The sequence below is a fragment of the Solibacillus daqui genome (genome assembly GCF_028747805.1).
In the GTDB taxonomy this organism is placed as follows: domain Bacteria; phylum Bacillota; class Bacilli; order Bacillales_A; family Planococcaceae; genus Solibacillus; species Solibacillus daqui.
Map to the genome: position 1 here is coordinate 2,123,344 of NZ_CP114887.1, position 20,636 is coordinate 2,143,979.

General features: G+C 35.5%; 17 protein-coding genes and 1 pseudogene. 7 read left to right on the forward strand and 11 right to left on the reverse strand.

From position 1 onward, the window contains the following. The first annotated feature begins 113 nt into the window (after positions 1-113). Positions 114-1,166 (forward strand): flavin-containing monooxygenase, encoded by a 1,053-nt coding sequence (locus O7776_RS10255; RefSeq protein ID WP_274306982.1) that lies wholly within the window; start codon positions 114-116, stop codon positions 1,164-1,166. A 166-nt stretch (positions 1,167-1,332) separates the two neighbouring features. Here O7776_RS10255 and O7776_RS20345 read toward each other — a convergent pair. Continuing rightward, a pseudogene (locus tag O7776_RS20345) lies at positions 1,333-1,527 on the reverse strand (hypothetical protein); the annotation flags it as partial. 24 nt (positions 1,528-1,551) lie between these two features. On the opposite strand from O7776_RS20345, the gene O7776_RS10260 reads away from it, so the two are divergent. Continuing rightward, positions 1,552-2,157: a methyltransferase family protein gene (locus tag O7776_RS10260; protein ID WP_274306983.1), complete on the forward strand. Its 606-nt coding sequence runs from the start codon at positions 1,552-1,554 to the stop codon at positions 2,155-2,157. Between the two features lie 475 nt (positions 2,158-2,632). Here O7776_RS10260 and O7776_RS10265 read toward each other — a convergent pair whose 3' ends face one another. From O7776_RS10265 to O7776_RS10285, 5 genes are all read right to left on the reverse strand, one after another. Further along, positions 2,633-4,150 (reverse strand): transglutaminase domain-containing protein, encoded by a 1,518-nt coding sequence (locus O7776_RS10265; RefSeq protein WP_274306984.1) that lies wholly within the window; start codon positions 4,148-4,150, stop codon positions 2,633-2,635. Between the two features lie 135 nt (positions 4,151-4,285). Beyond that, complete coding sequence (locus tag O7776_RS10270; RefSeq protein WP_274306985.1) at positions 4,286-4,597, reverse strand: hypothetical protein; 312 nt, start codon at positions 4,595-4,597, stop codon at positions 4,286-4,288. A 204-nt stretch (positions 4,598-4,801) separates the two neighbouring features. Next, entirely contained in the window at positions 4,802-5,344 is a 543-nt protein-coding gene (locus O7776_RS10275) for a hypothetical protein (RefSeq protein ID WP_274306986.1), read from the reverse strand. Between the two features lie 488 nt (positions 5,345-5,832). After that, entirely contained in the window at positions 5,833-7,026 is a 1,194-nt protein-coding gene (locus tag O7776_RS10280; RefSeq protein WP_274306987.1) for a chromate transporter, read from the reverse strand. A gap of 87 nt (positions 7,027-7,113) precedes the next feature. Next, complete coding sequence (locus O7776_RS10285) at positions 7,114-7,656, reverse strand: GNAT family N-acetyltransferase (RefSeq protein ID WP_274306988.1); 543 nt, start codon at positions 7,654-7,656, stop codon at positions 7,114-7,116. A gap of 541 nt (positions 7,657-8,197) precedes the next feature. Here O7776_RS10285 and O7776_RS10290 point away from each other — a divergent pair. The 5 genes from O7776_RS10290 to O7776_RS10310 all read left to right on the forward strand — a co-directional run bounded on the left by O7776_RS10290 (position 8,198) and on the right by O7776_RS10310 (position 12,899). Continuing rightward, a complete protein-coding gene (locus O7776_RS10290; RefSeq protein ID WP_274306989.1) occupies positions 8,198-8,536 on the forward strand; it encodes a DUF485 domain-containing protein in 339 nt (112 codons plus the stop codon). A gap of 3 nt (positions 8,537-8,539) precedes the next feature. Next, a complete protein-coding gene (locus O7776_RS10295; protein ID WP_274306990.1) occupies positions 8,540-10,090 on the forward strand; it encodes a solute symporter family protein in 1,551 nt (516 codons plus the stop codon). Positions 10,091-10,523: 433 nt separating this feature from the next. Further along, positions 10,524-10,850, forward strand: a complete 327-nt coding sequence (locus O7776_RS10300) for a DUF485 domain-containing protein (protein ID WP_274306991.1) — start codon at positions 10,524-10,526, stop codon at positions 10,848-10,850. Beyond that, the gene (locus O7776_RS10305) at positions 10,847-12,391 is read left to right on the forward strand and encodes a solute symporter family protein (RefSeq protein WP_274306992.1); all 1,545 of its coding nucleotides are present in this window, start codon (positions 10,847-10,849) and stop codon (positions 12,389-12,391) included. The genes O7776_RS10300 and O7776_RS10305 overlap by 4 nt, the downstream gene beginning before the upstream one ends. A gap of 118 nt (positions 12,392-12,509) precedes the next feature. After that, a complete protein-coding gene (locus tag O7776_RS10310; protein WP_274306993.1) occupies positions 12,510-12,899 on the forward strand; it encodes a hypothetical protein in 390 nt (129 codons plus the stop codon). A 316-nt stretch (positions 12,900-13,215) separates the two neighbouring features. Here O7776_RS10310 and O7776_RS10315 read toward each other — a convergent pair whose 3' ends face one another. The 5 genes from O7776_RS10315 to parE all read right to left on the reverse strand — a co-directional run bounded on the left by O7776_RS10315 (position 13,216) and on the right by parE (position 20,269). Continuing rightward, positions 13,216-14,091, reverse strand: a complete 876-nt coding sequence (locus tag O7776_RS10315; protein WP_476661789.1) for an alpha/beta hydrolase family protein — start codon at positions 14,089-14,091, stop codon at positions 13,216-13,218. 177 nt (positions 14,092-14,268) lie between these two features. Then, positions 14,269-14,955: a DUF3600 domain-containing protein gene (locus tag O7776_RS10320; RefSeq protein ID WP_274306995.1), complete on the reverse strand. Its 687-nt coding sequence runs from the start codon at positions 14,953-14,955 to the stop codon at positions 14,269-14,271. Further along, entirely contained in the window at positions 14,948-15,472 is a 525-nt protein-coding gene (locus O7776_RS10325; RefSeq protein ID WP_274306996.1) for a sigma-70 family RNA polymerase sigma factor, read from the reverse strand. The genes O7776_RS10320 and O7776_RS10325 overlap by 8 nt, the downstream gene beginning before the upstream one ends. 394 nt (positions 15,473-15,866) lie before the next feature. Next, entirely contained in the window at positions 15,867-18,296 is a 2,430-nt protein-coding gene (parC, locus tag O7776_RS10330; RefSeq protein ID WP_274306997.1) for a DNA topoisomerase IV subunit A, read from the reverse strand. After that, positions 18,293-20,269 carry a DNA topoisomerase IV subunit B gene (parE, locus tag O7776_RS10335; protein WP_274306998.1) on the reverse strand — a complete coding sequence of 659 codons (1,977 nt, stop codon included), beginning with the start codon at positions 20,267-20,269 and terminating at the stop codon, positions 18,293-18,295. The genes parC and parE overlap by 4 nt, the downstream gene beginning before the upstream one ends. Between the last annotated feature and the right edge of the window lie 367 nt (positions 20,270-20,636).

A 20,636-nucleotide genomic window follows, 5' to 3' on the forward strand; every position in this document is an offset into this window, starting at 1 on the left:
GGACACATTCCGCATAAGTTTTGTTCTGAAGTCAACATACCGAACAGCCCTTAAACTTGAAAAGAGCATTTCCGAGGAGTATCTGAAAAATATAAAAGCCAAGGGGGATTAATATGAAAGAAATACTTGATACAATTGTTATTGGAGGGGGCCAGGCTGGGCTTGCTGCGGGTTATCATTTACGTAAGAAGGGGCTACATTTTCTGATATTGGAGGCAAGTGATCAGTTTGGTGGATCTTGGTCAAGTTATTACGACAGTCTTAAATTGTTTTCGCCAGCAGGCTTTTCCTCTATGCCGGGTATGAAGTTCCCTGGAAATCAAAATAGGTATCCACACCGAGATGAAGTTATTCGATATTTACTGGATTATAAATTAAAGTTTGATTTGCCAGTTCTAATTAATCAGCGAGTAGATTTGATTGAAAAAGACGAGGAAGGATTTGTGGTTCGAACTAAGACGGGAGAAATATTTAAAGCTCAAACAATTATTAATGCTACTGGCTCATTTAACAATCCATTCATACCAAAAATAGCAGGGATGGAGGAGTTTCAGGGAAATACACTCCATTCTTCACAATATCGAAATTCGAAACCATTTCATAACCAAAGAATAATCATTGTAGGTGGTGGTAATTCTGCTGTGCAGATTGCAGTTGAATTGGCTGAGGTAACTCGAACATCTTTAGCTGTACGCCAACCGATCAAGTTTGTGAAACAACATATTGGGAGATTAGATTTACATTTTTGGATAAAACTAATTGGTTTTGATAACTTTCCATTCTGGCGATTCGGGAAAACTGCGCCGAGTTCAAATGCAGTAATTGATACCAATCGATTCAAAGATCGAATAACTGCAGGAAATCCAAATCAACAAACAATGTTTATATCTTTTTATGAAAGAGGCGTTATTTGGCCAAACGGGGATAAAGAACACGTGGATACCGTAATCTTTGCGACAGGGTTTAAACCTAACGCTCCATATCTTAAATCGTTAGGTGCGCTTGATAAGGAAGGTAGGCCTTTACATAGGGCTGGTATTAGCAACGTTTCCGGTATTTATTTTGTTGGACTGGAAGGTCAGCGATCCTTTGCTTCTGCTACTCTAAGGGGAGTGGGACAAGATGCAAGGTTTGTTGTGAATAAAATATTGAAATATCTTAAGTAGTGGTTTTTGATAAGCTTTCAAGTAGGTAGACAGAATAAAAATAAAATCGGTTTATTAATTGGGAAGTTTAGCTGTTCTGTCATTAATGGGTATTGATAGTATTAGATACCATTTACTTTTACCGTTTCAGCCAAATTTAAGCAGATAGTATTGGCTTTAGCATTGGCTAATTTAGTTGGGGTAAATTCAAACGGTTATAAATGAGTGGAATAATCGTTATCAAGTTTGGTACTAGTAAGCTACGACGTATTTTATAATAAGAAACTTTTTCGATTAATTTTAGTAATCTTAAGGAATTGATTATTACAAGTAATGCTGCACCTGTATCACTTAATACCGCCATCCACAACGTTAACCAGCCTAAAGAAAGAAGGAGAGAAGAAGTATGACTTTAGTGAGTATATTATCATTATTACTATTTGTAATATTTTTATCATCTTATATTTCAAAGCTAATCATCATGAACAAGAAATCCGGAATTAAGGCACTAGTTTTGGCAAAAGGAAATAAGGGGAAAACCATTAATTTCTCTGAGTCCTTAGTTCGTACTACTACATTTTTGTGGGGAGCCACTTGGTTACTTGAATCAATATTCAGTAATTGGCTTGATGATTTTTTACCTAATCTATTCACTAATAATATCATCAACTATTTAGGATTATTAATTATTTTGATAGGTTTAATTTTCTTTGTATCTTCAATGATTACAATGAAAAATTCTTGGAGAGTTGGTATCGACAAAGACACAAAAACTCAACTCATAACAAATGGTTTGTATAAATACAGTAGGAATCCTGCTTTTGTAGGATTTGATTTAATGTTCATGGGGTTATTCATAACATTCCCAAATATTGTGACACTTTTTATTTGTTTGATAAATATTTTAGCTATACACAACCTCATCTTACAAGAAGAAAAACATTTAGAGAATACAATTCAAGAAGATTATCTCTTTTATAAATATAATACTCCGAGATATTTAATCTTCTAAAAAAAGATTTGAATTACACATATAAACACAGTAATTTTAATTGCTGTGTTTTTTTCACTAGAATGAAGTCTTTCTTAACAACCCCAAAAGTAGGGAAGATGGGTCCTGTAATTGATATGACGCCAGAAAGGAATTAGTTATTAATGAACAATATGTAATCAAATTTATGAAATAGCAAATTTTGATTTTATTTTACTCGAAAAACTTTAAATGTTTTCCTTCCTGTCTAAAAGAAGGAAAAGTAGAAAGTTAAACTTTCTTGTCCTTTTACATTTTTACAAGGGAATTTAATGGATAACCCCTTTATGGAATTTAAGAATAGGGACACGGTCATAATATATATTATAGGAAGTTATGTATCATCTCAAAAGTATACTTAAAACAGTGAGACGAAACACGAAAAATTCAATAGATCTGTAAAATGCATTCAAAAAAATCCTATGCTACTTTTTCACATAGGATTTCCATTACATTATTATCTCTTAAATTGCACATGTAAACTTCGATTTACTTCAAGTATCACGGTATGTTCCTTTACAACTAATTGTTCAGCAAAATGCTTTTGTAATGCTGGTAAATCGTTTGCAACGAGCTGTATTGGTACTATTAATTTTGCTGCTTGTTCAAATTGGACTTGCTTTCGATTCGCAGTCATTTGCAACTGGATCCCTTTATCTAGCTCTAATGATACTGTTAATTGCTTCACTGGTTCATTTATGAATAATGCCACACCATCCGCGCTTTTTAGTGCAACAAGTGTCTCTGAAGTCTCATTATATGTTGCTAGCCAGCTATCACCAAACGACATCATCGTAACTTCCGTATAACGCTTTTCATCCCATTCATTCACAGTAATCGCTTCCGCATCAATCGTTTGTGAAGTATGCTCAAGTTCAATATGTTTCGTTTTATCGTTATCATACGTAACAACAACTTGATTCAAATCTCTAGCAATTGACTTAACCTTATCCGCGCTCAGTTTCGTTATTTCTGCGGTCTCAATATGATACGAATATAAAGTTTCTCCATCCGAGTAATTACTCACATACACAATTCCATTCGCAAATGTACATTGCTGCACACGAATGTCAGCAAGTTTCCTAGCCTTTAACGTTTTTAGGGACATCGCCGTTAAACAAGCCGTTTTCGGATGCGGATAAATAAGTTCATCACCCACAATACATGCATCATACAATTGATGTAGCATATGAAAATGATCACTTGTACATGGCGGATACAAATCCAAATCCCATTGATGATTGTTTGCGATTTGATCATCCGTCAATAAAAAATAGCAATACCTAATTTCATGATGCTCATACGCATGGCCAATATCATCCCACGTCACATCCACATGATACCAATCCCCATCAAGTTGCACCATATTCCAAGCATGACCGGCATCTCCTTCCCCGTCTGCCTTCCCTATTACGTAATAACAAGGAATATCGAGCATATGCATCATTTTTTCAAATAATAACGCATATGCCATACAAACACCGCGCTTTTCCGCCATAAACGTAGACACAGCAAATGGCGAACCTTTTGTGTGCATTTCATAGCTATAGGTACGCACAATATAATCATGCACAGCTACAATCTTTTGTAACGTAGACATCGCTGGTGTTGTAATCTGCGCAAGTACCTCAGTAATTTCTGCAAGCATGTCCTTTTCCTGCGTTCGATTCATGCGATAACTAAGCGTGAAATCCACTTTCACACGATTTTTAGACAAACTCCGGTAACGATAGCTCCGATTGGCACAATGCTGCGTGTAAAATGCCTTATACAAATGACTTTGCTCAAACGCGTCGTCTAAAATTTCATGCAAAGGCTTTGGTAAATGGCCATTAATCGTTAACGAAAACTGCTTATCCAAGCGCTCCATATGCATCGTTAACACTGCTAACAGCTCTTCATATGTAATCGTTGAAGATTTAATCGAACCACCTTTTGCTTTAAAATCTTCATAACTTTTAAAATAACTTTTCATAACAAGCATCCTCAAATCATTTTCATTTCAATGATATATAGTTTAACAAAATTTTAAGTAGTTGTTTAAATATAAAATACTATGATAAAAACGGTAATGCATTTATTCCGTTTTAATATCAAAAAAGCTCCCTCTTTAATTAGAGGGGGCTTTTTCCATAATCTCAACAAGTTTATTATAAATGCTTAAATCTTTTGTTATATATTTTGAATCACTAAAATCAGCTCTTATTAAAACTTCATCTTTATTTTTTTGCAATGAAAATTGAAACTCTAAATCATAGCTCATTGTGTAACCGTTATTACTTAAAGTTGTCTCATAAGATTGGTCATCTTTAAATTTTTTGTTTGTTTTCTTTACTTTAGTAGTAGCGAATACATCTAAAATCGCTTGTGCATCTGATTCTGATAATCTTACAAGTCTATCTTCATCTGGATTCCAGTTCATTTTTAGAATATACCCTGAAACAAAACTTTCTGCTAAAAATGGCTTATCTTCTTCAAAAGAAGTTGAGTTTTCAGCAACTTCTATAAGTGTTGTTTCTTCTGAACTAAATTTACCATAGATAATATAAGCTATTAAAAATAAGGCGACAATTAATACTATGCTTATAGTCCATGTTTTTTTATTAATACTAATTCCTCCATCCCGTTAAGGAGCTTGCTTTCTCAATTCTTCAATTATGTTATAAAGTTCTTCACCTTGCACAAGGTATATTTCTGCTAACTTCATATCATCTTTCACAATGCTTACATCTAAAAAAATTTTTTGAGTGTTTTTATCTCTACCTATATCAAAAAAGATGGTCTCTGCATACTTCGATTTCAATTCAACAAAATATAAATTACGTAAATCTAAAGCGCCTATATCTGCTCTTTCCATACCTCTTACTGAGGTGTTTTCTAATTGCGTTAAGATATCCAATATATCATCTTTCGAAAGTTCAAATTCTTTGTTTTCTGTAGAACCTTCCGAATAAAAGTCAATACGTCCAGTAGTGTACAAGTCTTTTGAATAATCCGAAACAGCTATTTCAAATACTTTATTTCCAGTTGTTTCAGTATATTTAACGAAATCTACATATGTCATATAACCTTTAAAAATAACAATTATTGCTACCCCAGTTAAAATCCAACGCCAGTTTTCTTTTTTACGCTCTTTTTCCCAATTATCCCAATCATCTACCTTCTTCAAACAACCACCCCTTATATAAAGTATATAATCCTGTAAATAAAAGGTAAATACATACTTTTTAAATAAAAAACAATGAATTCTATATACATAAATAGTTGACATAACAACCAAAGACGGGATTTTCAGATTGATGTGAGACCTTGGTAACTTTGAATTTCTTGCATCAATCTCTCCATACATACCATGCAACCTCTATACATTGCCTTTATACCAAGGGTTCGCCACTTTAAGAACCCAAAAAACTGCATAAATCATTAGCTATTCCACTTATTTAAAAAATCCCAAATCGCTTCATTTACCACTGTTTTCTTAGATAGATCCATATGAATACTTAAAGGTGAAAGTCCTTATAAAATATTTCTGTTCTCAGACGTTTTAAGCGCTTCATATTCAGTGAATTCTGTTCAATTTCCACTTTAAACTAAAAAACCCCTTAATTCGATAATACGTATTAAGAGGTTTGCGAATCCTATTCAACTATTTAATAATTACATAAACGAAACAACCCATCCGCCAACCGCGCCAGCTATCACAATGACCCATGGCGGTAACTTCCAAAACATAAGCAAACTAAATAATATCGCAGCTAAAGCAAAATCAATTGGCTGTAAGATGGCACTCGTCCAAATCGGATGATAGAATGCCGCAATTAAAATGCCTACTACCGCAGCATTGATGCCCATAAATGCGCCTTTGATTTTCGAGTTGCTTCTTAGTTGGTTCCAAAATGGTAATGTTCCTAAAATAAGTAGAAACGCTGGTAAAAAAATAGCGATCGTTGCCAATAACCCTCCTTGCCAACCGCCAATAATTGTCCCAATATATGCTGCAAATGTAAATAATGGTCCAGGTACAGCTTGCGTAACACCGTAACCTGCTAAAAATGCCGCTTCATCGATTAAACCTGAATGGACAAACTCATTTTCTAACAATGGTAGAACTACATGTCCTCCACCAAAAACTAATGCTCCAGCGCGATAAAAAGAATCCACCATCGCAATCCACTTTAATGATGTCACATTACTTAATATCGGCAAAACTACAAGTAAACTGAAAAATAACGATAAACATACATAGCCTACCTTTTTAGAAATGAAATGTACGCCATTCGGTCCATTCGTTTCTGCATCATCTTTGTATAGAAGATAACCAAGTAAACTAGCGATCAAAATAATGACAACTTGTGTAATAGCCGATTGAACTAATAATGAGGCGACTAACGCCAATAATACGATTGCTTTCCGCTTGTTATCGGGAGTTAAATTTTTTGCCATACCCAAAATCGCATGCGCTACAACAACAACCGCCACGATTTTTAACCCGTGAATCCAACTAATATTTCCTATGTTCGCACCTTGTAATAGGAGCGCAAAACCCATTAATGCTAAAACAGATGGCAATGTGAAGCCAATAAAGGAAACAATTCCACCTACAATTCCAGCACGCATAACACCGATACCAATCCCAACCTGACTACTTGCAGGACCAGGTAAGAACTGACATAAAGCAACTAAGTCCGCATAGCTTTTTTCATCAATCCATTGTCGTTTTCGGACATACTCTTCATGGAAATAACCTAAATGCGCGACTGGGCCACCAAACGATGTTAAACCTAGTCGAGTTGAAACGAATAGCAGTTCTAATAATGTTATTAACTTACTTTGTTGTGAGATTCTTTGCATATTGTAAGACCTTTCTTGTTCATTCCCCACAATGTAGCATTGAATCATAGCGAATACAATTTGTTGCATACAGATTTTACAAAATCTTTAGATTGAGTAGGTATCTTCTTCGTAATCAATCTCATTCTCAATTACATAGATTTCTACCTCTTTCCCCTCCATCTGAATGACTTTTTCTAGCTGCATACCATTTTTTAAAGCAATACGTTTTGAACCTTCATTCCCAACCTGAATGGCCGAAACATAGCGTTCTAAATACAAGGTTTCATCTGCATAAACTTTTAAAGCATGCGCTGCTTCGTACCCATATCCTTGCTGCCAAAATTCCGGCCTTATCCAATACCCTAACTCCATCTCAAAGGCATCATCAATAATTTGGGCAACTAAGCCAGCATGACCAATCACTTCATTCGTTTCTTTGATGACAAGCTTATGTAAACCGTAATCATCGAAATTTTTATATTGCTCTAGCATACGTTCAATTAAATTTTCTGCATATTGAACCCCCTTTATTTTACCATCACCAATATAGTTCATGACATCTGGATTCGTGACCAGTTCCAAAACAAAAGCTATATCCTCTTTCATATAACGTTCGAACCGTAACCTTTTTGTTGTTAAATTTAACATGAAACCATCCTTTTTATGATAATTATTTGCTTTAAGTATAAAAAAACACGGGTTATGACAACTGAAAAATCAAATTAATATCATTTCTTAATGAATGCCATAAAATTTCCTACTTCCCTTTTAATTTATTTTAACACCTTAATGTAAAGAAATTTTAAATTTTTTTAATATCAAATTTTTATCATTTTTTGATTGTTATAGTACAAAGGTGGCTTTATTTGAAAATACACGAAAAATCATGATATTAGCGAGTCGAAATATTATATCGTACTTAATGTATCTTATTTTCTATTAAAATATATTATTTTGTACTAAATTAAATTGGAATAATAATGCATATAACAATTTCATATAATTAGCATCGTTATTTTCTTAAAAAAACCTAATAATTCTGCTTCAAACGCATTCAAACAATTAAAAGTTTTCTGAAAAAATGTTATTGCATTATAAAGAATTCCCCCTTACAATCAAATCTATCAGCGGAATCAAACAGTAATATTCCGTTTAAAACAGAATAATGATTCTTAAGGGGGAATTAGTGATGAGTAGTTTAGAGGGAAAACTCTCAAAAAACCAACATACAATCAACTATGATAAGATTGATCGTATGGATTCATTCAATACATTTGTAAGGAAGAAAAACACGTTTTTATTCGGTATAACTTTTACATTTTTGACATTTTACATTCTATTACCGATATTAGCGTTCACTCCTGTGTTACAACAGAAGGCAATTGGAAGTATTACTTGGGTTTGGGTATACTCGCTTGCCCTATTCATTATGACAATTGTGCTTTGTACGGTTTATGTCAAAATGGCATCTAAGTTCGACAAAGCGGCTGCAGCTGTATTAAGTGAATATGAAAAGGCAGGTGCTTAATCCATGAATTTAGTTTCTATTGGTTTCTTCTTAGGAATTGTAGGGTTAACATTAATCGTTACATATATAGCGGCGAAACGAACTTCTTCCGCAAGTGATTTCTATACAGCTGGCGGTGGATTAAAAGGTTGGCAAAATGGTTTTGCGATTGCTGGTGACTACTTATCAGCAGCAGCGTTTTTAGGCGTATCCGGTGCGATTGCTTTAACAGGATTTGATGGTTTCTTTTTCTCAGTTGGTTATGTAGTAGCAAACTTAGTTCTACTATATATTATCGCTGAACCAATGCGTAACTTAGGTCGTTATACATTAGCAGATATGTTAACAGCACGTTTCAATGAAAAACGTATTCGTGGAGTTGCGGCAACAGGAACAATTATTATCGTTATTTTATATATGATTGCACAATTAGTAGGTGCTGGGGCACTTATCAAGTTATTATTCGGAATTGAATACTGGATGGCGGTATTAATCGTAGGTGTGATGATGACAACTTACGTATTATTCGGTGGTATGACGGCTACATCTTGGGTTCAAATTATTAAAGCGGGTTTACTATTATTCGGTACTACCCTATTAGCCTTTTTAGTATTTGCTAAATTTGATTTTAATTTAGTAAACATGTTTGACACAATTAGCACAAATTATGGTGAAGAATATTTAGTACCAGGAATTAAGTACACTTCTTCTATTGATTCTGTATCAATGATGTTAGCTTTAGTTTTAGGTACATCAGGATTACCACATATTTTAATGCGCTTCTTTACAGTAAAAGATGCAAAAACAGCGCGTGCGTCTATTTCTTGGACAACTTGGATTACGGCGATTTTCTTCTCATTAACAATTTTCTTAGGTTTTGGTGCAATGCACTTCGTAGGGATTGATGCGATTAAAGCAGAAAATGCTGCGGGGAATACAGCCGCGCCATTACTTGCTGAATTTTTAGGTGGTAACATTTTATTATCATTTATTTGTGCAGTAGCCTTTGCAACAATTTTAGCAGTAGTATCAGGCTTAGTATTAACAGGTGCGTCTGCCATTTCACATGATATATATGGTGAAATTTTAAATGATGGTAAATTAACTGAAAAACAACAAGTTTTAGCTGCGCGTATCGGATCAATTTCAATTGCGATTGTGTCAATCATTTTAGCGTTATTCGCACAAAGCTTAAACGTATCATTCTTAGTATCATTCGCCTTCTGTATCGGGGCATCTGCAAACTTACCAGTAATTCTATACACAATTTACTGGAAAAAATTCAATTCAAACGGTGCCGTTGCGGCCATGGTTACAGGTTTAGTATCATGTTTAGTATTAGGTGCAATGGGTCCAAACATCTGGAGCCCAACTGGTAACGCTATTTTCGTAGGTGAACCATTAGTAAATCTAGCAGTACCAGCAATTATTACTATTCCACTTAGCTTCTTTGCAGGCTACTTAGGATCCGTATTAACAGCTAGCAAAGTAGAACAAGCTGAAGCAGAGCGTATTTACAAAGAAATTCGCGTAAAAGCACATACAGGAGTTTCAGTACAAGACGTATCACACTAATTTCTAGAGAAAAAGTAGGTTTTACCCCCTACTTTTTCTCTTTTTTATTGCAGTAAATTTACAATAATTAGGAGAAAAATTGTTTTCTTGTAAAACAATTCGCTTTATTAAATTTATTATTGTGACAAAATTTGAATAATAATTCTGTACTAAAATTTCTCGAAAAAGCAAAAATGTTCTCTCCCTATAATTTTGAAAAAGTTGATACATCAAGGTTTACCACTGATATATAACATGAAAATTGCGTTTTTTTAGTTGTTAATGCACTATATTTTCTCTCTTAAACTTATTTTTAGAAAAAATTTTTTTGCATAATTTTCAGAAAAAGTATTGCAATTTTGTTACAGCTAAAATAGAATGAAAATGTAAAATCCTTGAAAGAGAATTTTGCACACATAAAGTAGAAAAAATAAACACAATTGGGGGTATGTTTATGGAAAAAAACAAAAAACCAGTCATTGATTATGACAAAATTGCTTCACAGCCTTCTTTCCAGCAATTAGCGAAAAAGAAAAATTCATTTCTGTGGACTATGACATTTATTTTCCTAGCACTTTATATGTTATTACCGATTTTAACGTCATACACAGACATTCTTCACCAAAAAGCAATTGGCGATATCACTTGGGTTTGGGTTTATTCAGCTGGGTTATTTATTATGACTTGGGGCTTAGCTCACTTCTACGTTGCAAAAGCAAACAAATACGACTCAGATGCAAAAGATATTATTGCAGAGTATGAAGGAGGCCGTGCGAAATGAGTTTCACAGCTATATTCTTCTTCGTTGCAATCGTAGGTTTAACATTAATTATTACTTGGTGGGCATCTAAACGTACATCAAGTGCATCTGATTTCTATACAGCCGGTGGAGGTTTAACTGGTTGGCAAAATGGTCTAGCTATCGCGGGTGACTACTTATCAGCAGCTTCATTCTTAGGGATCGCTGGTTCAATCGCATTATTCGGTTTCGATGGATTCTTCTTCTCTATCGGTTACTTAGTAGCCTATTTAGTAGTTCTTTACATCGTTGCTGAGCCATTACGTAACTTAGGTCGTTTCACTTTAGCAGATATGATCACTGCTCGTTTCGACAAAGCAAAAGTTCGTGGTACAGCGGCATTATCTACAATTACAATCGTATTATTCTACATGATTGCACAATTAGTAGGTGCAGGTGCTTTAATCCAATTATTATTAGGTATTGAATATTGGATGGCCGTTCTTCTAGTTGGTGTCATGATGACAATTTACGTATTATTCGGTGGTATGACTGCAACATCTTGGGTACAAATTATTAAAGCTTGTTTATTAATGATTGGTACAGTTATTATTTCATTCTTAGTATTAGCAAAATTCGACTTCTCTATCGCGAACATGTTCACGCAAATGGCGACGGAAACAGAGCATGGCGCAGCATACTTAAATCCAGGTTTACGTTACTCGAACGGTATTGATACAATCTCAGTGCTTATCGCGTTAGTACTTGGTACAGCGGGTCTTCCGCACATCTTAATGCGTTTCTTCACAGTAAAAGATGCGCAAACAGCTCGTTCTTCAGTAATTTGGGCTACTTGGATTGTAGGTCTGTTCTACGTATTAACAATCTTCTTAGGCTTCGGTGCTGCGGCATTCGTAGGTAAAGAGGCAATCGTAGCGGCAAACCCTGCTGGTAACATGGCTGCCCCACTTCTTGCACAAGCACTTGGTGGCGACATTTTATTCTCATTCGTGTGTGCTGTAGCATTCGCGACAATCTTAGCGGTAGTAGCTGGTTTAGTACTTTCAGGTGCATCAGCATTATCACATGACATTTATGGTCAAATCATTAAAAAAGGTAAAATCACTGAAAAAGAAGCGGTTAAGGCTGCTCGTATCGGTTCTATCATTATCTCTGTAATCTCTATTTTATTAGCATTAGGTGCACAAACATTAAACGTTGCATTCTTAGTATCATTAGCATTCTGTATCGCAGGTTCTGCAAACTTACCAGTAATTATCTACACAATTTACTGGAAAAAATTCAACACAAATGGTGCAGTAACTGCAATGTTAACTGGTTTAATTTCTGCATTAGTTTTAGTAGCAATTTCTCCAAACGTTTGGAACCCAGAGGCAGGTAAAGCAATTTTCGTTGGTGAGCCATTAATTATGTTAACAAACCCAGCGATTATCTCAGTACCACTTGGTTTCCTAGGTGGATTAATTGGTACATTATTATCGAAAGAAACTGACGAAGCGAAATACCGTGAAGTTGAAGTAAAAGCGCAAACAGGTATCTCGGTACAAGACGTTTCTCACTAAGAACCTCCAATTTTTTGGACAAACTATATCAGCTTCTAACATCTGTTAGAAGCTGATTTTTTTAACCATTTATAAGCGTTCTCTCCCCTATTCTTTTTAGATGAAGGAAGTGATCAGGTTGACTTTTGGACAGCATGTTCGTGTATTGATTTGCGTTGTCATTATGGGCTGTATAGTTGGCTATGTACTAACAGCTTCAGAAATTGAAACCGACTCGCCATATATTGATTTCATTAAAGCGCAGCAACTCCCCCTTACTGAAGGAAAAATCATTGGCGATGTCTTTGCCGATTATTATGAACTGACCTATTGGGAATACTTTACCGCGCGTAAAGGTGAGCATGTCGTACAATTCACAGGTACACACGGTAAGCAGCAACTGATTTTTCAATTTATCATTGCAGAGGATCGTTCGAGCTTTGAACTCGGTGCGATTAAGCAAAATAATATTGTGCTATCATCTGAGGCAAAATGGGATTATGTGCGGAGTTTGGCGTTTCGAACGTAATTCTTTCTCAAATGAACAATTAAACACTACATTACCATCCAGTGCACGAATATCCTCTGTTAAGAGCGATTTTAAATTAGTTCGAAGTACCAGAAGAATTTTGTGATGTTTCTGAGTAAGGAATTGAAAATCCCATATAGCAAACCAAAATAACCGAGTAAAAGCGACATAAACGCTCTTACTCGGTTTTCTATATAATAAATCATTTAATATTTCATGTAATAAGTGTTTTCGCGGATAGGTCGTACGTAAATTGTGAATCAGTTCGTGTCAAAAGCCCTGTTAGTACAATAAGGTTTATCAAAATAGTATCCTATTAATGATTACCAAGATGCTTTTCAAACCAATTGCAAGCTTCAAGCTTCATATAATAATTAAATTGGTGATTGACAAAAGGCATGCTAAGTCGAAGATTTTCTGGCTGTTCAGCATACAATGGTAACAACTTTTCATAGAGTTCTAATGAATAAGTAAATAGTGAATCTGTATCTTGATCACCATTGATAATTAGTAATGGTTTTGGTGAATAATTACTCAATTTTTCATATGGATCTATCATTTGGAAGTAATCTGTTCTTCTTGCTATTTCTTTTTCTGCATTTTGAATCGGTTCTCTCCATTGTTCATAAGTACCAGTTGAAAGGATACTATCTTTCCATGCTTTTGTAAAAGCTGGCTTTCCAGCTATTGGAACCGCTACTTTTATATCAGGGTTATTAGCTGCGATATAAAATGTTGCATACCCTCCCATAGAAAAACCTGATATTCCTATATTATTCTTATCAATCTCATCTCTACTTTTAAAATATTCAATGAGACTTTGTATATCGAATGCAGACTGTTCTATTACTTCATGCATATGAACATAAGAATCAAGTCCAGTATCTGGTGGAAATACTTTAGAAAATTTGTTAGTTTCGGTGTTCGTTTCCCTCATACCATGGTCTTTGCAGTCGATACTAACATAATAAAACCCTTTTTTTGCTAGCATATATCCAAAATCTAATCCTTGCTCACAATCTCCTCCATATCCATGAAGAAAAAAGATTAATGGGCATTTCTTTAATTCACTTTGATAAATACTCAAAATTGGTATGTTATTCACTATGCAATCTTCCATTATTATTTTTGTCATTAATGATACCTCCCCTAATATTAATATTGTCCATTTAAGCTCACTCCTTTCTCGCATATTCTTTGCTATATGTTCCTTCTTCAAGAAAACTACTTCGTTAGTTTAAGTATATTTCTTTACATTTATAAAGTGATATTAACATAATTATCCAATAAAAAACATCTCACCTCTAAAAAATCTAAAGAGGTGAGACTATTTTAATCAAACTTTTTTTCACTGTCATCTATCATTAATTCAGTTTCCAATTTGTTTTTCATTCACATAAATTAAGTATTGTTGCGCTTCAGAGAATTCCTCTTGCAGCTCTGTAGGAATTACCCCGATCTCAGGAACACTTGATACTCCTGCTTTTGCCATAATTGATTCATAGGTCATCAGGGCTTGAATGTATTTTTCAAATTCTTCAGCTGTTAAAACCTCTTTGCTTGATGGGAGTCCATTTAATTTATCAAAGTATGCTTGAATTTCGTACATAGCTACTTTAATTTTTTCAAATGATTCTGTAGGGACTTGAGAATAATCTATATTTCCATTGTTATCACCATATTCAAGTTTTGCACTTGTAAATACATTTAATAACTCTTTAAATTGCTTAAATTCTTCTTTACTTAGATCACCTTTTGCTTGATTCAGTTTTGCGTCAAATAATAAGTAGCCCTCCATAGTTACACTTGCTACATGTTTTTTGAGATTATCAAACGAACCATATAAATCATCGGCCAATAACGCTTGATAAGCAAATACACCGGTTGGAACCATTAAACAAGCCGAAATTACCGCTATAGCCAATCGTTTTTTAAAAAAACGATTCATTTTGCCACTCATTTCAGATTTTGCTTTCGTAATGCCCTGTTTACTTCTTTCATGAATCTCCAATGGGATTTCGATTTTTGATAACTCTCCCTTAAGATGGTTATGCATAATTATCTACCTCCTTTAAATTTTGGCGAAGTTTATCTAAAGCGCGGTATAACACTGACTTTGCAGTTCCAAGTGGGATATCTAATATCTCTGAAATTTCCTTTAATGTACGATCATCGTAATATTTTAGTAAAATGACGCTCTTCTCATCCTCTTTCAAAGTATCAATCAACTTATGTAAAGACAATGTAAGTGCAATATCTTTATCTTCTGACCCTGTAAACACTTCAAAGTCTACATTTAGTGGGATTACCTTTTTATTTTTATTGATTAAGTTCAATGCACAATTAATCGTAATTTTCATAAGCCATGTCTTGATATATTCTGGCTTTTCCAATGTACTGATTTTCTTAAAAGAATGATAGGCCACTTCTTGTACAAGATCTAATGCATCTTCTTTATTTTTTACATAAACATAAGCCATTCGATAAATATCTGCTTCGTATTGCTGGAAAAGCATTAAGTAAGCTTTATCATTTCCTTTTTGTGCTTTCTTTACTAAACGTTCAAGTTTCATCTTAATTCCTCCTTTCGTTTTGGTTGTACATCTATTAGACAAACGGGAAGGTAATTTGGCTTAAATTTTTTTAAAATTTTTTATGTATTTCGATTTGGAAGGTTTAGTAATGAATGTATACTTTGTCAAAATAACACATAATTGTATTCAGTAGTAGAGAATAATCCCCATTTGATATATTGGTTCTGATCCGAAATAATGCCTTAAGAGGTAAATTGATCACCACTTACTTAAGTGTATAAGAAAATTCTTTACTTGCGGAGAATTGGAGGCAAAAGAAAAGCAAACAATCGTTGATATATCAGTGATTGTTTGCTTTATCAATTTTTAGGTCATAGCCATCGAATAGCATAGCGACATTTTAAAAGTTCTTCAACTTTATTAAATTTATATGTTACTCCATTTTCTCCACAAATGCGCGGATAATGGCACCGTCACCATCAGTATCAATACGTAACGAACCATTTGAGTAACGGTCAGCACGCGTTAAATTCGTCACAGCAATGGACTCTTGTACACCTTTTTCTGTTTCGATTGTAATCGTATTTCTAAAGTTGACAACTAAAATTGTGTAAATGCGATGTGGATTTGTTTTTAACTCTTTTAAAATCACCACGCCGCGTTTCGCACGGTTGCCTAATTCAATTTCTCCAACAAGCATACGCTTAACAGCACCGCGCTGCGTCACAATGATTAACTCTTGATCTTGCTCAGGGTTTAAAATAACTACACCAGCCAACTGTTCGCCTTCTTTAATAACCATCCCTTTCACACCGGCAGTTCTTACACCAGTAACAGGTAAATCATTCATCGGGAAGCGAATAGTATAGCTTGTATTCGTAGATAATAATACTTCTTCATTTTCCGTCACAAGTTGGGCGAAAATCATCTCGTCATCGCCTTTTAGGTTCATTGTCTTAATTGGCTTCGAATAACGAGTTACAACGTAATCTGCTAGCGCTGAACGCTTAATTTGACCATCTTTAGTTGCCGTAAAGACGTAAATATCTTTTTGTTCAAACGTCTCAATGCCAATGACTTCAATGATTTCTTCGTTTTGCTCGAGCGGCACAATACTTGAAATGTGCTGGCCTAAATCTTTCCAACGAATATCCGGTAATTCATGCACCGGCTGATAAATATAATTGCCTCGATTTGTAAATAGCAGTAAGTGATGCTGCGTATTGGAATGCGCTTCGTATAAGAGATAATCAGATTCCTTCATTGCAAAATCTTTACCATTTGACGCGTTATGTGAGCGCAGGCTTGTACGTTTGACATAGCCATCTTTTGTTACCGTTACAACAACTTCTTCACTTGGTACTAATACATCTCGTGTTACTTTAATTTCTTCAATTTCAGCTTCAATTATAGAACGACGTGGTGAAGCAAAGCGTTTTTTAATGTCGGCAAGCTCCGTTTTAATAACACGAATCAATTTCTTCTCATCCTCTAAAATCGCAGTAAACTTCACAATTTGCTTGTTCAGTTCGTCTTGCTCTTCTTCGAGCTGTGTAATATCGGTATTAGTTAAGCGGTACAGTTGTAAACTCACAATCGCTTCAGCTTGCACTTCTGTAAAACCAAATTTGTCGATAATATTATTTTTGGCATCGCGTTTGTCTTTTGACGCACGAATGGTTTCAATGACTTGATCTAAAATCGATAATGCCTTCATTAACCCTTCGACAATATGTAAACGGTCCTTAGCACGTTTTAAATCAAATGCTGTACGACGGCGTACGATTTCTTTTTGGTGGTCGATGTAGGCATCAAGCATCAACGGTAATGTCATCATCATTGGACGGCGATTATGGATTGCAATCATATTAAAGTTGTACGATACTTGTAAGTCCGTTGATTTTAATAAGAAATGGAGAATTCCCTGTGCTTGTACGTCTTTTTTCAATTCAATAACAATACGTAGTCCTTCTCGGTCTGATTCATCTCGAATTTCAGAAATGCCATCTAAACGGCGGTCACTAACACGTAACTCGTCCATCTTACGAATCATATTTGCTTTATTCACTTCAAACGGAATTTCGGTAATGACGATTTGCTCTTTATTGCCCTTTAACTGTTCAATTTCAGTACGAGAGCGCACAATAATTTTGCCTTTACCTGTTTCGTATGCTTTTTTAATCCCGTCAAGCCCCTGAATAATCCCGCCTGTCGGGAAATCTGGCCCTTTAATAACAGTCATCAGCTCGTCAACCGTACAGTTTTTATTATCTAAACGCATTAGCACCGCATCCAGTGCTTCTTCTAAGTTATGTGGTGGAATATCCGTCGCGTAACCAGCTGAAATCCCTGTTGCCCCGTTTACTAATAGATTAGGGAAACGTGATGGTAATACAGTTGGCTCCATGTCCTGATCATCGAAGTTTGGAACAAAATCAACTGTATCCTTGTTTAAATCACGTAATAGCTCGCTAGCAATAGATGATAAACGGGCTTCCGTATAACGCATTGCAGCTGGTGGGTCTCCATCAACCGAGCCGTTATTACCGTGCATTTCGACTAACATATGACGACTTTTCCAGTCCTGACTCATACGCACCATCGCATCATATACAGACGAATCTCCGTGTGGATGGTAGTTACCGATTACGTTACCAACTGTTTTTGCTGATTTACGGAACGGCTTGTCATTCGTGTTGCCTTCGTTAAACATTGCAAATAATATGCGGCGTTGAACTGGTTTTAATCCGTCACGTGTATCTGGTAACGCACGGTCTTGGATAATATATTTTGAATAGCGACCAAAACGGTCACCCATGACTTCTTCTAATGGTAAATCTTGAAATTTTTCTACAGAGCTCATTTGTCACTAACCTCCTCATGCTGGATGAATTCATTTTCTAAAATGCTTGCATCCTCTTCCATGCCGAAGTTGACATTTGTTTCAATCCATTTACGGCGCGGCTCTACCTTATCACCCATTAACGTTGTCACACGGCGTTCTGCACGTGCTCCGTCTTCGATTTTTACACGAATTAACGTACGAGTTTCTGGATTCATCGTTGTGTCCCATAATTGGTCAGCGTTCATTTCACCAAGACCTTTATAGCGTTGGATGACATAGCCTTTACCGATTTTTTTTATCGCTGCATCTAGTTCATTTTCAGTCCAAGCATATTCAAGTTCTTGCTTTTTACCAGAGCCTTTTGACACTTTATAAAGAGGTGGTAACGCGATATATACTTTGCCGGCCTCGATTAATGGTCGCATGTAACGATAGAAGAATGTTAATAGTAACACTTGGATATGCGCACCATCCGTATCGGCATCGGTCATAATCACGACTTTGTCATATGCCGCATCTTCTACTGTAAAATCAGCACCAACACCAGCACCGATTGTATGAATAATCGTCGAAATCTCTTCGTTTTTCATAATGTCTTGGAGCTTTGCTTTTTCCGTGTTAATAACTTTTCCGCGCAGTGGTAAAATCGCTTGGAACGTACGGTCACGCCCTTGCTTTGCCGAACCACCGGCAGAGTCACCCTCTACTAAATAGAGCTCGTTTTTCGCTGCATTTTTTGATTGTGCAGGCGTTAATTTCCCTGACAATAACGTGCTCGATTTTTTCTTTTTGCCGTTACGTGCATCATCACGTGCTTTACGCGCTGCTTCACGAACTTGTTGTGCACGGATTGCTTTACGAACAAGAGAAGATGATAATTCAGCGTTTTCTTCCAGTACATACATAAGCTTTTCAGAAACAACGGTATCCACGGCTGATCGCGCTTCGGAAGTACCTAGCTTACCTTTCGTTTGCCCTTCGAATTGTAATAAGTGCTCGGGTATTCGAACGGAAACAATCGCAGTTAAGCCTTCGCGAATATCAGCGCCTTCTAGGTTTTTATCTTTTTCTTTTAGCAAGCCTATTTTTCGTGCATAATCGTTAAATACACGTGTCATAGCTGCTTTAGCACCTGTTTCATGGGTACCTCCATCACGCGTACGTACGTTATTTACGAATGACAAAATCGTTTCAGAATAACCATCGTTAAACTGGAACGCAAATTCAACCTCTATTTCTTGCAAATCACCTTCAACATATTTGACTGGATGCAATACATCTTTTTCTTCGTTTAAATACGTGACGAATGCCTCGATACCGCTTTCGTAATGGAAAATCTCGTGCTTACCTTCACCGCGCTCATCAATAAGCTCAATTTTTAAGCCTTTTAATAAAAATGCAGACTCACGTAAACGCTCTGCTAATGTATCGTAATTATATTTCGTTACTGAAAAAATCGTTGGGTCTGGTAAGAAATGAACTAATGTACCGTTTTCTTTTGTTTTTCCGATAATATCTAACGAAGTAGCAGGCTTTCCACCGTTTTCGAAACGTTGTTTATATATTTGTCCATCACGATGAATCGTTACTTCTAAAAACGTAGACAGGGCATTTACGACCGATGAACCCACACCGTGTAACCCGCCACTTGTTTTATAGCCTCCTTGACCAAATTTACCACCGGCATGAAGCACGGTGAAAATAATTTCAGGCGTCGGCTTACCCATTTTATGCATCCCAGTAGGCATTCCGCGACCGTGATCACGTACACTAATACTATTATCTTCATGAATTTTCACGATGATATGATTCCCAAATCCTGCAAGTGCTTCATCCACAGCATTATCTACAATTTCATAAACTAAGTGGTGAAGACCTCGGCTATCAGTTGAACCAATATACATCCCTGGTCGTTTTCGTACGGCTTCTAAACCTTCTAATACTTGAATGGCATCTTCATTATAAGAAACACCCGTTTGGTTTTTTACCAAATGTAATCCCCTCCAAAAATACAAACAAACGTTCTATTTCTATCTAATCGTACCGCCAAAATCGCACTCTGTCAATGTTTGGAGCGGTTTTTTAGTCTTTGCAAAGACTAATTGTATCATCAAAAATGTCCCTTTAAAAGCATATCCTCTAATACTTTTTCTCTAAATGTAACTATTTTCCTGTAAATTTCATTGGATTCGGTAAATTGACATAGATAAATAAAAAATGTTGTATTACTTTTCAATACGTTATATTATCAATTGCATATTTATTTTTTCACTGAATGTTTTAGCCGTATACATATTATCTCTCATATCCATTTTTTATTTCTTCTTTTCTTCTAATTGAAAACGGTGTAAAATATTC

Excerpts from the sequence above, each read along its gene's own strand:
- O7776_RS10255 (WP_274306982.1), top strand. The coding sequence starts at position 114 with ATGAAAGAAATACTTGATACAATTGTTATTGGAGGGGGCCAGGCTGGG.
- O7776_RS10260 (WP_274306983.1), top strand. The coding sequence starts at position 1,552 with ATGACTTTAGTGAGTATATTATCATTATTACTATTTGTAATATTTTTA.
- O7776_RS10265 (WP_274306984.1), bottom strand. The coding sequence starts at position 4,150 with ATGAAAAGTTATTTTAAAAGTTATGAAGATTTTAAAGCAAAAGGTGGT.
- O7776_RS10270 (WP_274306985.1), bottom strand. The coding sequence starts at position 4,597 with ATGAACTGGAATCCAGATGAAGATAGACTTGTAAGATTATCAGAATCA.
- O7776_RS10280 (WP_274306987.1), bottom strand. The coding sequence starts at position 7,026 with ATGCAAAGAATCTCACAACAAAGTAAGTTAATAACATTATTAGAACTG.
- O7776_RS10285 (WP_274306988.1), bottom strand. The coding sequence starts at position 7,656 with ATGTTAAATTTAACAACAAAAAGGTTACGGTTCGAACGTTATATGAAA.
- O7776_RS10290 (WP_274306989.1), top strand. The coding sequence starts at position 8,198 with ATGAGTAGTTTAGAGGGAAAACTCTCAAAAAACCAACATACAATCAAC.
- O7776_RS10295 (WP_274306990.1), top strand. The coding sequence starts at position 8,540 with ATGAATTTAGTTTCTATTGGTTTCTTCTTAGGAATTGTAGGGTTAACA.
- O7776_RS10300 (WP_274306991.1), top strand. The coding sequence starts at position 10,524 with ATGGAAAAAAACAAAAAACCAGTCATTGATTATGACAAAATTGCTTCA.
- O7776_RS10305 (WP_274306992.1), top strand. The coding sequence starts at position 10,847 with ATGAGTTTCACAGCTATATTCTTCTTCGTTGCAATCGTAGGTTTAACA.
- O7776_RS10315 (WP_476661789.1), bottom strand. The coding sequence starts at position 14,091 with ATGCGAGAAAGGAGTGAGCTTAAATGGACAATATTAATATTAGGGGAG.
- O7776_RS10320 (WP_274306995.1), bottom strand. The coding sequence starts at position 14,955 with ATGCATAACCATCTTAAGGGAGAGTTATCAAAAATCGAAATCCCATTG.
- O7776_RS10325 (WP_274306996.1), bottom strand. The coding sequence starts at position 15,472 with ATGAAACTTGAACGTTTAGTAAAGAAAGCACAAAAAGGAAATGATAAA.
- parC (WP_274306997.1), bottom strand. The coding sequence starts at position 18,296 with ATGAGCTCTGTAGAAAAATTTCAAGATTTACCATTAGAAGAAGTCATG.